Raw genomic sequence first — 14,088 nt, 5'->3', positions numbered from 1 at the left:
CAGGCTGTGCCGGAAAAGGCCGGTGGCGGTGACACCTGACCGTTCGCTGCCTATATACCCCGGACAAGGACCATTGACGCCGACGCCCGGCCGGAGCCCAGATGACAGATCACATCGCCGCCATCCGCTTTGGCACGGGCCTTCCGCTGGCCGCAGGCGCCCCCGTCACACCCGATGCGATGCTGGCCGCCCTGGCCGGGCCGGATCATGCGGCGCGGGCCTGGCCGGCCCCGGGGCTGGCCGAGGCGCTGCCGCTGATGGCCGCCGTCGATGCCACGCGCGGCAAGGAACGGCAGGGCACGGACCCCGGCGTGCTGCTGGCCGAGCGGCGGGCCGCCCTGCAGGCGGTGGCCGTGGGCTGGCAGCAGGGCACCCGTGCCACGCTGGCCCGCAGCATCGCGGCGGAAGACGGCTTTCGCGAAAGGCTTGTGCGGTTCTGGGCGGATCATTTCACCACCATCGCCCGCAGCGGACGCGAGCGGATGCTGCCGCTGACGCTGGTCGAGGATGCGATCCGCCCGCAGCTGAACCGACGGTTTTCCGATCTGTTGCAGGCGGTCACGCTGCATCCCGCGATGCTGATCTATCTGGACCAGGACACGTCGGTTGGCCCCGGCTCCGAGGCGGGCCGGCGCAGGAACCGGGGGCTGAACGAAAACCTCGGGCGCGAGCTGATGGAGCTGCACACGCTGGGGGTCGGGGCCGCCTACAGCCAGACCGATGTGCGCGAGATGGCCGAGCTGCTGACCGGGCTGGGCTTTGACCCCGGGCAGGGCTTTGTCTTCCGGCGTGGCTGGGCCGAGCCGGGGGCCGAAACCGTTCTGGACAGCCGCTTTGGCGGCAAGGGGTTGCAGCCGATCCGCGCCGCGCTGGAGATGCTGGCGACACATCCCGAAACGGCGCGGCACATCGCGGCAAAACTGGCGGTGCATTTCGTGGCCGACCGGCCCGACGCGGATCTGGTCGCCACGCTGGAACGCGCCTTTCTGGACAGCGGCGGCGACCTGCCGGCGGTCTATGCCGCCCTGCTGAACCATCCCGCCGCCTGGGCCCCCCTGGGTGGCCCGGGGGGCGGCACAGGGGGCGGCCCGGGGGGCGGCCCGGGGGGCGGCAAGGTGCGCCAGCCCTATGATTTCGTCACCGCCGGGCTGAAGGCGCTGGGGGTGACGGGCGCGCAGGTGATGGGCATGCCCTGGCGGCGGCTGGACCGGCTGGCCATCGCGCCGCTGACCGGCATGGGCCAGACCTTCCTCAGCCCCGGCGGGCCGAACGGCTGGCCCGAGGAGGCCGAGGCCTGGATCACCCCGCAGGGGCTTGCCGCCCGGATCATCTGGGCCATGGATGTGCCGCAGCGCCTGTTGGGCGGCGCATTTCCCGACCCCGTCCGGTTCGCCGGGCAGGCGCTGGGGGAGGCGGCCGGTGCGGCGCTGCTGCAGGCGGTCAGCCGCGCCGAAACCCGGCGCGAGGCGGTGGGGCTGGTGCTGGCCTCGCCCGAATTCAACCGCAGATAGGAGAGCCCATGCGGATCGACACGCGGATCGACCGGCGTTTCATGCTCAGGGGCTTGCTGGGGGCGGCCTGTTCGGTCGCAGCCCACCCGCTGACCACCACGGTGACACTGGCACAGGGGCGCGGCCTGGGCGACAGGCGGCTGGTCGTCGTCATCCTGCGCGGCGCGCTGGACGGGCTGGATGCGGTGCGGCCGCTGGGCGACCCGCTGCTGTCGGCCTACCGCCCGAAACTGACGGCGGGGGCGGCGGCGCGGGATCTGGACGGGTTCTTTGCGCTGGCCCCGCCGCTGGGCGGCCTGATGCCGCTGTGGAAGGCGGGCGAGCTGGGCTTTGTCCATGCGACCTCCACGCCCTACCGCGACAAGCGCAGCCATTTCACCGGGCAGGATCTGCTGGAGGCGGGCACGGGCATGGATGTGCCCGCCGGGGCGGTGCGGGACGGCTGGCTGAACCGGATGCTGCAGGCGGTGCCGGGGCTGGCCGCGGAAACCGCCTATGCGGTGGGGCGCGAGGCGCTGCCGCTGCTGGAGGGCCCGGCCCCCGCGCAAAGCTGGGCCCCCGAGATCCAGCTGCAAATTTCGGCGCAGAACCGTCTGCTGCTGGAACATGTCTATCACGACGACCCGCTGTTTCGCGACAGTGCGGGCCAGGCCCTGACACTGGCAGAAGAGCTGGCGGGGGCGGAAGAGCTGGCCCGTGCTGAAAATATGGCGGGGGCTGAAGATATGGCGGGGGCCGAAGATATGGCGGGCGGCGACGGCATGCAGCCTGCCCGCATGCCCACCGGCCCGAAGGAATTCGCAGGCCTTGACCGGCTGATCGATTTCGCCGCCGACCGCCTGCAGGGCGAGACCCGCATCGCCGCCTTCTCGCTGTCGGGCTGGGACACGCACCGCAACCAGGCGGCGGCAATCGCCAAACCCTATGCCCAGCTGGAGCGCACGATCCTGCGCCTGCGCAGCCAGCTGGGCGATGTGTGGGGCAATACCGTCGTGCTGGCGATGACCGAATTCGGCCGCACCGCGCGGGAAAACGGCACGGCCGGGACGGATCACGGAACAGCCGGCGTCATGGTGATGGCGGGCGGCGCTGCGCGCGGCGGCAAGGTCCATGGCAGATGGCCGGGGCTTGACGAGGCATCGCTTTATGACCGGCGCGACCTGATGCCCACCTCGGATGTGCGCGAATGGGCAGCCTGGACCATGCGCGGCCTTTACGGCTTTGACCGCAGCCTGCTGGAGGGCAGCATCTTTCCGGGGCTGGACATGGGGGCCGACCGAAGGATCACCCTGTAGGCCCGGTATCCGGCCAACACCCGGGCCGTGGCAGCGGCAGGGGCAGGCGGGAGGAGCTTTGGCGGGGCGGGCCTTGACCCGGCGCAGGCGCGCGCGCGACAATGGCCCTGCCCCGTCTTGCCCGCCCCGCCTTGCCCGCCCCGCCTTGCCCGAAAGCCCCCGATGCCCGATGATCCGCCGTTCACCACCGCGCCGCGCCTGACCGGCGTGCTGATCAGGGTTGAAAACGGCGATGTGGTGGCGGCCGATGCCACAGGGCTGACCTTGCGGCTGCCGGATCAGGTGCTGGCCGACCTGCGGCTGCGGCTTGGTGGGCCGGGGGATGCGCCCACGCCCGACCCCGCCGCCATTCTGGGCGATATCGACGCCTGGAACCTGCGGGCGGATGGCGCATGGTGGCATTTCACCGCGCGGCTTGCGCCCGGGGGCACAGCGCGCGGCTACCGGCGGGCCATCGCGGGCGGCGACATCCTGGCCGATGCGCCCGGCCCGCTATATGCGCTGCTGCGGCTGGGGGGGGCGCGGGCGGCGGGGTTCAACGACGGGCCAGCCGCCTTTGCGCAGCATGTGCTGGCCCCGGGGGATGACATCGGCGCGGTGGGGCTGGAGGGGACGGGTGCCGTCTCGGCAACGGCGGCGCTGCAACAGATCCCGCACCGCAGCCGCGATGCGCTGATCGCGGATACGCTGCTGGGCTGGCGCCATGAGGCGATGCGCGGCCTGCCGCTGTTCATGGTGCGCGCCGAAACCGACGGATCGGCAGATATCGCGGCCCTGGGTCAGGGCCTGGCCTGGGCCAATTTCCGCGCCGCGCTGGACAGTCTGGTGGCCGCCGCCGCCGCGCTTGGCAAATGCCCGCGCGTGCTGGCGGTCAGCCTGGATTACGGGCTTGAAGACCAGACCAGCACTGCCGCAGGCTTTGCCGAAGGCATGCGCGCGCTGATGCGGCAGATCATCCGTGATCTGGGCGCGCGCGGCCTGACCCGCCCGGTGTTTCTGATCCCGGCAGAGGCGGGCACGCATTGGCTGACCGATCACCCCGCCATCCGGGCGCTGGCCGATCTGGCCCGGGGCGAGGACGCCCTGCATGTCACGCTGCCTGCCCCCGGCTACATGTTCGCGCAAACCCGCCATGGCCGCCCGACAGCCGGGGCAAGGGCGCGGATGGCCGCGATGGATGCCCATGCGATCGTGAGCCTGTCACAGCACGAACCCTGGTTCTGCCCGCTGCTGCTGCTGGCGGAAAGCGAGGGCGCCACGATCCGCGTGACCGCCCGCGCCATGGGCGATCTGGTGATCGAGGATGCGTTTGGCACAGGCCCCGCCTGCGGCTTTCACCTGACGGGCACCGCAACGCCCTGCCGCGTGACCGGGGCAAGCCTGGCCCCGGATGACCCGCAGGCCCTGCTGCTGACCTGCGACGCAGCCCCCGAGGCTGCTGCGGGCCAGCCGGCCCCGCTGCTGCATTACGCGCATGGCGCGGCCCCCGGCCCCGGCCCCGGGGGTCATCCCGCCAACCGGGGTGCGCTGCGCGATACATGGGCCGCCCCCTGCGCTGGCGGCCCGCTGCACCGCTGGGCGCTGCCCGCCGTGCTGCCGGTGCACAGGGGCGGCCCCCCTGCCCCGCAGGCAGATGCCGTGCCCAATAGAAAAGAGGCCCGCAAACGGGCCCGCAGACAGGAAAGGCAAGACCTTGGCCTTTGACCCCGCCACCGCCCGGCAGGGCAACATCTGCGTCATCTGGATTGATGACATGATCGACATCTTCAACTGGCGCCATGCCTTCGGGGTGACGATCCGCACGCCCAACATCGACCGGCTGATGGCGGAAGGCACCCGTTTCGCCAATGCCTATGCCACGGTGCCGCTCTGCGCGCCCTGCCGGGCCGAGATTGCCACGGGCCTGTCGCCCTTCCGCTCCGGGCTGGTCGACCTGAACCGCTTCTGGCGCGATGTGCTGCCGCCCACGGCGCATTGGGCCTATGACCTGCGCCGCGCCGGTTTCCGCACCTTCACCACCGGCAAGACCGATGCCAATTACAAACCCATGCCCGCGGAATACAGCCGCATCCTGTTCCACGAGGATATGCCCGCCGAAGACCGGGGCCGCCGCCGGGGCGTGCATGCCTATCTGGACAAGGGGCCGGGCATCGAGGGGGTGAACCACCCCGATGATGACGGCAGTTGCGACCACACCTTCTACGATCACAGCGTGGCGTCGAATGCGGTGGATTATCTGGGCCGCGCCGACCCCGCGCGCCGCCACCTGATCCAGCTGGGCTTCAAGCACCCGCATTACAACCTGACCTGCCCGGACCGGTTCTATCAGATGTATGACGCGGCGGCGATCACCTGGCCCGCATCCGCCCATCCCGATGATTTCCACGGGCCGCAGCCCGGCATGGCGGTCTATGAGGCGGCCTATATCGTCAACGGGCAGTGGACGCCGGAAAAGGCCGGGGATGACGCCTGGCGGCAGGTGGTGCGCGGCTATTTCGCCGCCTGTTCCCATGTCGATCACGAGATCGGCCGCTTCATGGACGCCCTGCGTGCCTCGGCCCTGGGGGGCAACACCACGGTGATCCTGCTGTCGGACAACGGCTTCAACCTGGGCACCCATGACAGTTTCCACAAGATGAGCCAGTGGGATTCGGCGGCCCATGTGCCGCTGGGCCTGTGGCATGCCGGCATGCCCGGCGGGCAGGTGGTGGATTGCCCGGTGTCGCTGCACAACCTGCCGAAAACCATCCTTGATCTGGCGGGCCTGCCGCCACGCCCCGCCTGGGTATCGGGGCAAAGCCTGCTGCCGCTGGTCGACCCCGCATTCGGTGTCTATGACCGCACGAAATCACCGCTGACGGCGGTGTTCGGCACCTTGTCGGTGCGCCCCTCCACCCCCGGGCTGACGCATCTGCGCTACTTCCGCTATCCCAATGGCGAAGAGCATGTCTATGACGTGGTGGCCGACCCCGGCGAGACGACCAATCTTGCAGGCGGCCCCGATACCCCTGCCCTGCGCGCCGAACTGGTGGCGGCGGGGCTGCATCTGGGGCTGGACCTGCGCGGGATGGAACGGCCCGCCGATGGCATCAACGCCATGATGGCGATGGATGGCGCGGTGGTGCTGGCCGGTGGTCCGGCCGACAATGATTACTGGGCTTACGGCGAGGCGGCGGAAAAGATCGTCGAAGGCCCCGACGGCGGGCAGGATACGCTGTGGTATCTGGCGGGCCCCGATGGCTATACATTGCGGGTGCCCGCCAATATCGAAACCGTGCGCATGGCGACGGTCACCGCCCGGAACGAGACCGACAGCGCGGTGGGCAAGGTGGTGCGCATCGTGGCGCATCCGGCCTCGGCCATCAGGTTCGAGGCGTCGGAACGGGTGTCGGTGCATGTCACCGGCAGCGCGGGCGATGATGTGATGGTGGGGCCGGTCTATGCCGGGGCGGTGTTCGAGGGCGGGGCGGGCCATGACCGGCTGGTGGCCCTGTCGGGGCGGCGCAATGACCGGCACGCCTTCTATGGCGGGGCGGGCAATGACACGCTGACCGGCGGCAACGGGCGCGACACGCTGGACGGCGGGCCGGGCGATGACGTGATCCGCGGCGGCGACGGGTTCAACATCATCCATGGCGGGCCGGGCAATGACCTGATCACCGATGGCGATCATTCATCGGAAATCCACACCGGGCCCGGGCGCAACCGGGTGGTGTCGGGCAGCGGGCGCGACCAGTTCCATGTGGGGCCGGGCGAGAACACGATCACCGGTGGCGAGGGCGGCGTGACCTATCACATCGCCTGGGGGGGCGTGACCACGATCACCGACTGGCGCGCGGGCGATGCGATCCGGCTGGCGGGCTGGCCCGGCACGCCCGACATCGCGCAGGACGGGCCGGATGTGGTGATCCGCCTGGGGATGAGCGTCGTGGTGCTGGAAGGCCAGACGGATGGCGCGGCGTTGCGGGCGGCGCTGGCCTGGGCTGAAAGCGTCGGGGGCTGAAACCGTCCGGGGGCTGAAAGCGTCGGGGGGCTGAATCCTCTCAGAAACCGAACAGGTTGTCGGCCAGCCCGGAAAGGCTGGACAGGTTCTGCACCGTCAGCGTGTTGCCGCCGCCGAAATCGAACACCACCACACCACCCACCACATCGGCATAGCCCGCCAGCTGCGCGCCCGTCCGGATCACGCCGCCGGTCAGGGCCTTGTCGATGGCGATGCGGTCGGACTGGACATAGAGCATGTCCTCGATCACATCGCGCCCGCCGTTGAAGACGAAAGTGTCGGCATGCAGGCCGCCGCGCAGCGTGTCATTGCCCGGGCCGCCATCCAGCCGGTCGGAATGCGCGCCGCCGTTCAGGTAATCATTGCCCGCGCGGCCATAAAGCCGGTCGGCCCCCTCGCGCCCATACAGTCCGTTGTCCCCGGCATCGCCCCACAGCTGGTCCGCCCCGCCGGTGCCCGCCAGATCCTCGATGCTGTCATAGGTGTCGCCCGCCGCCGATTGCGTGTTGCGCGACGGATCGGCCAGATCGACGATGATGTCATTGGCCCCGTCGGAATATTGCGCCCGGTCGCGGTTGGCCCCGCCGACCAGATGGTCGGCCCCCGGCCCGCCGAACAGCACGTCATCGCCGACCCCGCCATAAAGCGTGTCATTGCCCTGCCGCCCGAAGATGTAATCCACATTGCCATTGCCGCTGATCACGTTGGCGCCATGCGTGCCGCGCAAATTGTCCTGGCCCTGGCTGCCCGTCAGGTTCTCGATGCTGATATAGGTATCGCCGCGCGCCACATTGGTGTTGAAGCCCGGAAACAGCAGATCGGCCAGCAGCGAGCTGACAGACCCCTCGTAGCTGGCCGTGTCGGTGCCGCCGCCGCCATCCAGCACATCGGCCCCCGGCCCGCCGATCAGCGTGTCATTGCCCTCGCCACCCCGCAGCGTGTCGTTGCCCGCAAGGCCAGTCATGATGTTGTCGCCCGCCGTGCCGTCGCGCAGGTCATCGCCGGGGCCGCCGGAAATCAGCGTCGGCGGCAGAGACACGCGGGTGATGACCCCCGCCGCCAGCAGCGCCTCCGGCGCGATGGAACGCCCGTCCATGGAATTCAGCACGATCTGCTCGGCCCCGATCTGGATCACCGCGCCGGTGGCGGTGGCCTGGATCACCATCTGCTGCGCCGCCTGGCCAAAGCCGGTCAGGTCGATGCGGTCCTGCCCGATCTGGAAATCGCGCACGGTGTCGGTGGCCCCGTCGGCGGCAAAGACGAAGGTATCCTGCCCCAGGCCGCCCGACAGCTGGTCGGCCCCTGCACCGTCCACCAGCCGGTCATTTCCCGCGCCGCCCAGCAGCGTATCGGCCCCGGCCCCGCCGGTCAGGGTGTTGTTGCCCGCATTGCCCGTCAGCAGATCATTGGCGGCGCTGCCGGTCAGCGCGATATGGCCGGTGCCAAGCGCCGTGGCGCGGGCGATGCCGCTGACCAGCACCAGATCGGCCGAGGTCTGCAGATGCGTGCCATCCACCAGATCCAGCTTGGCATTGCCCCTGGCAAGGTCGATGCGCACCGCTGCCGTCAGGGCGCCGGAGGTGATCGTCACCGCCACATCCGCCGCAGGGGCCAGCGCCAGCGCGTGCCCGCCCGCCGCCTGCGCCACCGATTTCGCCGCCCCGGCGGCAAAGACAGCCCCGCCGCGGCCCTCGCCCACGCTGTAGAAGGCGTTCTTGTCCAGATCGGCATAGACCACGCCGGTCAGGAACACCCGGCTGCCCGAGGTGCCGAAATTCTCGGTCAGCATCGAGGCGTTGTAGGTGACGCCCCCGCTGGTATAGCGGCCCTCGACCTGCGCCACCCCGATCTCGCGGAATTCGCCGTTCAGGATGTTGGTCCGGTGGCTTGCGCTGAGAAACAGGCCCTTGTGATGCTCTGTCACCGCGGTGTTCAGGTTGACCGCCCCCGTGGTGGCCGTCAGCGCAAGGTTTTCGCCCGCCCGCCAGCTGCCGGACATGTCATAGCCCGCCGCGCGGATGCGGTCGAATGTGCTGCTGCCCCCCGCGCCGGTATGGCTGAACGTGTCGGTCTCCAGCATCCAGGTCGAATGGCGCTCTGCCGCCGCTTCCAGCAGCGTGTTCGGCGCAAGCGCCTGCAGGGGCACGGCGCGGATGGTTCCGGGGGCCAGCCCGGCGTTGAGATCGGCCAGCCCGTAACGCGCCGCTTCGCCCAGAGGGTCCAGCCGGGCGCGGTTCAGCATTTCGACAAGCAGCTGTTCGGCGGCGGTGACGGTCATGCGGGCAGGCTCCGGTGATTCATTTTCAGAAACACGGGCCGCTGACGCCGCCCGGTGCGGGCCAGCCGGTCAGGGCTGGCTGTGACGCCATAGCATGGCAGTGCGGCAATCATGGGGCAGGCACCCCGGCTTGCCGGTCCCGCATGTGGCGATAACGCAGGACTATGAAAACTATTCCGTGATCCTGCCCGGAAAAGCCCTTCATATCACGAAAATGTCATCTGCCAGGCCTGCCAGACGGCTGACACCCTCCAGCACCAGCGTATGCCCGCCGTTGAAGGCGAAGACCACCCTGCCGCCGGTCACATGGGCATTCAGCGCCAGGATCATCTCGGGGCTGCGCATGCCGCCGCCCCAGAGAGCGGCGGAAAACGCGATCCTGTCCCCCAGCGCGCCGTCGAAATCCTCGATCACGTCGCGCCCGCTGTTGAAGACGAAAGTGTCGGCATGCAGGCCGCCGCGCAGCGTGTCATTGCCCGGGCCGCCATCCAGCCAGTCGGAATGCGCGCCGCCGTTCAGGTAATCATTGCCCGCCAGACCATAAAGCGTGTCGGCCCCCTCGCGCCCGAACAGACCGTTGTCTCCGGCATCGCCCCAGATCCGGTCAGCCCCGAAACCGCCTGCCAGATCCTCGATGCTGTCATAGCTGTCGCCGATCCCCTCGAACGTGTTGCGCCGGGGGTTGGCCAGATCAAGCGTCAGGTTGTCGGTGCTTTGCGAATATTGCGCCCGGTCGCGGTTGGCCCCGCCGACCAGATGGTCGGCCCCCGGCCCGCCGAACAGCACGTCATCGCCGACCCCGCCATAAAGCGTGTCATTGCCCTGCCGCCCGAAGATGTAATCCACATTGCCATTGCCGCTGATCACGTTGGCGCCATGCGTGCCGCGCAGATTGTCCTGGCCCTGGCTGCCCGTCAGGTTCTCGATGCTGATATAGGTATCGCCGCGCGCCACATTGGTGTTGAAGCCCGGAAACAGCAGATCGGCCAGCAGCGAGCTGACAGACCCCTCGTAGCTGGCCGTGTCGGTGCCGCCGCCGCCATCCAGCACATCGGCCCCCGGCCCGCCGATCAGCGTGTCATTGCCCTCGCCGCCGCGCAGCGTGTCATTGCCCGCAAGCCCCGCCAGGCTGTCGGCCCCGCGCCCCCCGGTCAGCAGGTCAGGGCCGGGCGTGCCCCCCCCGGGCGGCGGGGGCGGCGGAGGGGGCGGAGGCGGAGGCGGGGGCGGCGGAGGCGGAGGGGGAGGCGCAGGGAACAGCACAAAGCTGCCCGCCGTCAGCTGGGATGGGCGGATCGGGCCACCATCCGCAGACAAGAGCACGATCGCCTCGGCCCCCCAGCGGATCGCGGCCCCGCCCGGGATGGACCAGATGGCCAGGTCCGCGACAGATGTGACCCTGCCCCAGCCGGTCAGGTCGATCCGGTCCTGCCCCGGCTGGAAATCATGCAGCGTGTCGGTGGCGCCATCCAGCGCCAGCACGAACGTATCCGCCCCCGCCCCGCCGTAAAGATGATCGGCCCCGGCACCGTCCAGCAACCGGTCATTTCCCGCGCCGCCTTCCAGCGTGTCGGCCCCGGCCCCGCCCGACAGGCTGTCATCGCCATCGCCGCCCTGCAACAGATCGTCGCCCTCGTCGCCCGCCAGCGTGTCGGCCTCGGCCCCGCCTGCCAGCCGGTCATTGCCCGCGCCGCCGCTCAGCCGGTCGCGGCCCGCGTCACCGGCCAGCGTGTCATCCCCCGACCCGCCCAGCAGCGTGTCATGCCCCGCGCCGCCGGTCAGCACATCATCCCCCGATCCGCCGTCCAGCCGGTCGCGCCCGTCGCCGCCCTCCAGCAGGTCATTGCCCGCCAGCCCCGCCAGCCGGTCATCGCCCGCACCGCCGCGCAGCGTGTCGGCGCCGGCGCTGCCGGTCAGCCGGTCCGCCCCGCTGCCGCCCAGCACCGGCACGGACACCTCGGCCAGCACCGGGCTGTGCGACAGGTTCAGGATATGCGCCTCGCGGAAATCGCGCGGGTCCAGCGGGCGGCCGTCGGCGCTGATCAGGGTCAGGCGTTCCGCCCCGAAGCGGATCAGCGCCCCGGTGGCGGTGGCGGTGATCTCCAGCTGGTCAAGGCTGCGCAGCAGGCCCCAGGCCGACAGATCCAGCCGGTCGATGCCCAGTTGGAAATCCTGCACCACATCGCTTTCGCCATCACGCGCCAGCACGAAGGTATCGGCCCCCGTGCCGCCCCAGAGCCGGTCTTCGCCGGGGCCGTCCAGCAAAATGTCATTGCCGCCGCCGCCAAAGATCCGGTCATCGCCCGCGCCGCCCGCGATCAGGTCGCCGCGCGCATCGCCGGTCAGGCTGTCTGCCCCGTCGCCGCCGACCAGAACAGGGGCCAGCGCGCCGGTCTCGATGACGAAGCGGCTGATCCCGGCCTTTCCGGCACCGGCCGCGAACAGCTCGATCCGCCCGTTCACCCAGGCGGCGGCCAATGCCGTGACATTGACCAGCGCCGTGGCGGCGGTGCCCGCGATGCTTTCCAGATGCAGCAGCCGACCGCCGGGCAGCAGGGTCATCAGGCTCAGCCCGTCATCGCCGCCACCCGCGATCACGAAGACGCGGCCCTGCACCTCCAGCACCTCCAGCGCGCCCAGGGCCTGAAACCGCGTGTCCAGCCCGTCGATCACATGATCGGCCAGCGCCAGCGTGCCATCGGCGCGCAGCCGCACCACGCTGATCGAGGAACTGCCCGCCGACCCCACCAGCGCATAGGTGACACCGGCCAGCCTGGCCGTCTCCAGCGCCGAGGGCGCGGCGATGCCCAGCCCTTCGGCGGCCCCCAGTTCGGCGACGCGGGCCATGCGGCCCGTGGTGCTGATCTGATAGCTGGTCAGCGCGTTGTCGAAGGCCGAGACCGCCAGCACGAAGGTGCCGCTGCCGGTGTCGGCCTGCGCCAGCGCCGCCACATCCAGCCCGGGCAGCACCGCACGGCTGCCCGCCTGCGCCAGCATCCGCAGCCCGCCATCGGCCGCGGGGCCCCAGCTGGTCAGCCCGCCGCCGTTCAGCGCCGCCGTGACCAGCATGCGCTGCCCGCCGGCCGTCACCGTCTCCAGCGCGCTGATGGCCCCCGTGCCCGGCCCGGTCAGCGTGCGCGCGGTGTCAAGGCCACCGTCTGCGGCCAGCCGGAAGCCGCGCAGCCCGCTTTCCACGCGCCCCGACACCGCAAGGAACGGCGCACCGCCCCAGTCCAGCAGTTCGGTGCGCAGCGGGGCCGCCAGCACGCCCGACAGGCTGTGCGCGCGGTAATCCAGCAATGCCATCCCGGCACCGGGCCCCGCCCCGATGGTGCGGACCGAGACACCGCCGCCCAGCACCGTCGTGGCATAAAGCCGGGCCGTGCCGTTGACCCAGTGAACATCAAGATCGGTGATCCCGGTGACAAATGCCACCGGACCGCCGGAACTTGTCCCGACATGATTGAAATACGCCACCCCTGGCACCCTTTGCGCTTACCCACATAAGCCCGCCCAGGGTGCGGCAGCTGGCTTAACGATCCGCCAAGGGATCATGGCAGAACCAAGGCGTTTAGGATGCATTCGATGCAAGGCGGGCGCAGCAGGCGCGCGTGCCGGCCAGACGGGCGCGGGACGGCCAGGCGGGGGCGGGACGGCCAGACGGGGGCGGGACGGCCAGGCGGGGCCACCCCCTCTGGCCCCGGCAGATGCGCCCTGTTATGCCCTGTGCTGCCCCATTCCACGCCCCTTTTCCTTCACCCCGAGGCCCCTGACCGCATGATGCCCCCGGACCCGCGCCATGTGACCATCCTGCTCTGCACGCTGAACGGTGCGGCCTTCCTGCGCGAACAGCTGGCCTCCTATCTGCGCCAGACGCATGGCAACTGGTCGCTCTGGGTCAGCGATGACGGATCGACCGATGGCACAGGCGACATTCTCGCGGCCTTCGCGCGCGACCATGGCCGCGCGAATGGCGGGGCGCATGACATCCGCCTGCTGCGCGGGCCGGGGCGCGGCGGATCGGCCGCGAATTTCCTCAGCCTGCTGGGCCATCCCGATCTGCCGCCGGGCCTGGTGGCGCTGTCGGATCAGGATGACATCTGGCTGCCGGGCAAGCTGGCGCGCGCGCTGCGCTGCATTCCGGCCGGGGCGGCAGAGCCGGTGATCTATTCGGCACAAAGCTTTTACATCGACGGGGCGGGGCGGCGCATCGGCGGCTCGCGCCCGCCGCCCGGCGCGCCGGTGTTTGCCACGGCGATGCTGCAGAACGTGCTGGCCGGGCACAGCATGGTGCTGAATGCGCAGGCGCTGGCGCTGGTGCGCGCGGCGGGGCAGCCCCCTGTGCCATTCCATGACTGGTGGCTGACGCTGCTGGTCACCGCTGCGGGCGGGCGCGCGGTGCTGGACCGCCGGCGCGTGCTGCTTTACCGCCAGCATGGCGGCAATGTGATGGGCGCGCCGGGCGGGCTGCGGGCCGGTCTGCGCCGGGCAAGCCTGGTGCTGGCGCAGGATTACGGGACATGGGTGGCGGCCAATGCCCGCGCCCTGCAGGCGGCGGCCCCGCTCTTGCCCGCGCCGCAGCGCGCAACCGTTGCGGCCTTTCTGGCCGCACCCCGCCGGGCGGGGCCCGGGCGCATCGCCCTGCTGCGCCGCCTGGGGCTGCGCCGCCAGGGCTGGCGCGCCACCGCGGTCGTCTATCTGGCCGCGCTGCTGGGGCGGGTCTGACCGGCGGGGGGTGACATTGCCATCAGTTCCCGCCGCCGCCAGATTGCACCCACCCCGGAGCACGGCTGACCAGGAATGAAACCGGCAGGATGCAGGATGTTCTCGCCTTGGGCAGCGGCCGCCTGATGGATCCGGTCCGGCTTTTGGCCAGACGCGGCACGGCGGGTTTCGTGGACCAGTCGCGGGCCTGGCATGCCCCTACCTGCAAGGACATGCTGCAAGGCTTGGCCATAGGCAGGGCCGCGCCCGGATCCCCGAGGCGCTGGCTCCGCTGATCCT

Annotated in this window: 7 protein-coding genes; 5 read left to right on the top strand and 2 right to left on the bottom strand. The window is 70.5% G+C overall.

Annotated elements, in window-relative coordinates:
* Positions 1 to 101 precede the first annotated feature (101 nt).
* The 4 genes from GEU84_RS19245 to GEU84_RS19230 all read left to right on the top strand — a co-directional run bounded on the left by GEU84_RS19245 (position 102) and on the right by GEU84_RS19230 (position 6,809).
* Positions 102 to 1,511, top strand: coding sequence for a DUF1800 domain-containing protein (locus GEU84_RS19245; RefSeq protein ID WP_241427775.1), 1,410 nt, complete (start codon positions 102 to 104; stop codon positions 1,509 to 1,511).
* 8 nt (positions 1,512 to 1,519) lie between these two features.
* Positions 1,520 to 2,806 (top strand): DUF1501 domain-containing protein, encoded by a 1,287-nt coding sequence (locus tag GEU84_RS19240; RefSeq protein WP_152828525.1) that lies wholly within the window; start codon positions 1,520 to 1,522, stop codon positions 2,804 to 2,806.
* Positions 2,807 to 2,968: 162 nt separating this feature from the next.
* On the top strand, positions 2,969 to 4,510 hold the full coding sequence (locus tag GEU84_RS19235; RefSeq protein WP_152828524.1) for a hypothetical protein: 1,542 nt from the start codon (positions 2,969 to 2,971) through the stop codon (positions 4,508 to 4,510).
* Positions 4,500 to 6,809: a sulfatase-like hydrolase/transferase gene (locus GEU84_RS19230; RefSeq protein WP_241427774.1), complete on the top strand. Its 2,310-nt coding sequence runs from the start codon at positions 4,500 to 4,502 to the stop codon at positions 6,807 to 6,809. The genes GEU84_RS19235 and GEU84_RS19230 overlap by 11 nt, the downstream gene beginning before the upstream one ends.
* A 40-nt stretch (positions 6,810 to 6,849) precedes the next feature.
* Here the strand turns inward: GEU84_RS19230 and GEU84_RS19225 are convergent, their stop codons facing one another.
* Both GEU84_RS19225 and GEU84_RS19220 read right to left on the bottom strand, forming a co-directional pair.
* Positions 6,850 to 9,087 (bottom strand): CAP domain-containing protein, encoded by a 2,238-nt coding sequence (locus tag GEU84_RS19225; protein WP_152828522.1) that lies wholly within the window; start codon positions 9,085 to 9,087, stop codon positions 6,850 to 6,852.
* A gap of 201 nt (positions 9,088 to 9,288) precedes the next feature.
* A complete protein-coding gene (locus GEU84_RS19220) occupies positions 9,289 to 12,519 on the bottom strand; it encodes a M10 family metallopeptidase C-terminal domain-containing protein (protein WP_152828521.1) in 3,231 nt (1,076 codons plus the stop codon).
* Positions 12,520 to 12,864: 345 nt separating this feature from the next.
* Here GEU84_RS19220 and GEU84_RS19215 point away from each other — a divergent pair, with 345 nt between their 5' ends.
* The gene (locus GEU84_RS19215; RefSeq protein WP_174540005.1) at positions 12,865 to 13,809 is read left to right on the top strand and encodes a glycosyltransferase; all 945 of its coding nucleotides are present in this window, start codon (positions 12,865 to 12,867) and stop codon (positions 13,807 to 13,809) included.
* Positions 13,810 to 14,088 lie beyond the last annotated feature (279 nt).

It is taken from the genome of Fertoeibacter niger, from assembly GCF_009380135.2.
Classification (GTDB): Bacteria; Pseudomonadota; Alphaproteobacteria; order Rhodobacterales; family Rhodobacteraceae; genus Fertoeibacter; species Fertoeibacter niger.
This window is presented reverse-complemented; position numbering and strand designations above follow the sequence as displayed.

Coding starts and splice junctions, on each gene's coding strand:
- GEU84_RS19245 (WP_241427775.1), top strand. CDS start 102: ATGACAGATCACATCGCCGCCATCCGCTTTGGCACGGGCCTTCCGCTG.
- GEU84_RS19240 (WP_152828525.1), top strand. CDS start 1,520: ATGCGGATCGACACGCGGATCGACCGGCGTTTCATGCTCAGGGGCTTG.
- GEU84_RS19235 (WP_152828524.1), top strand. CDS start 2,969: ATGCCCGATGATCCGCCGTTCACCACCGCGCCGCGCCTGACCGGCGTG.
- GEU84_RS19225 (WP_152828522.1), bottom strand. CDS start 9,087: ATGACCGTCACCGCCGCCGAACAGCTGCTTGTCGAAATGCTGAACCGC.
- GEU84_RS19215 (WP_174540005.1), top strand. CDS start 12,865: ATGCCCCCGGACCCGCGCCATGTGACCATCCTGCTCTGCACGCTGAAC.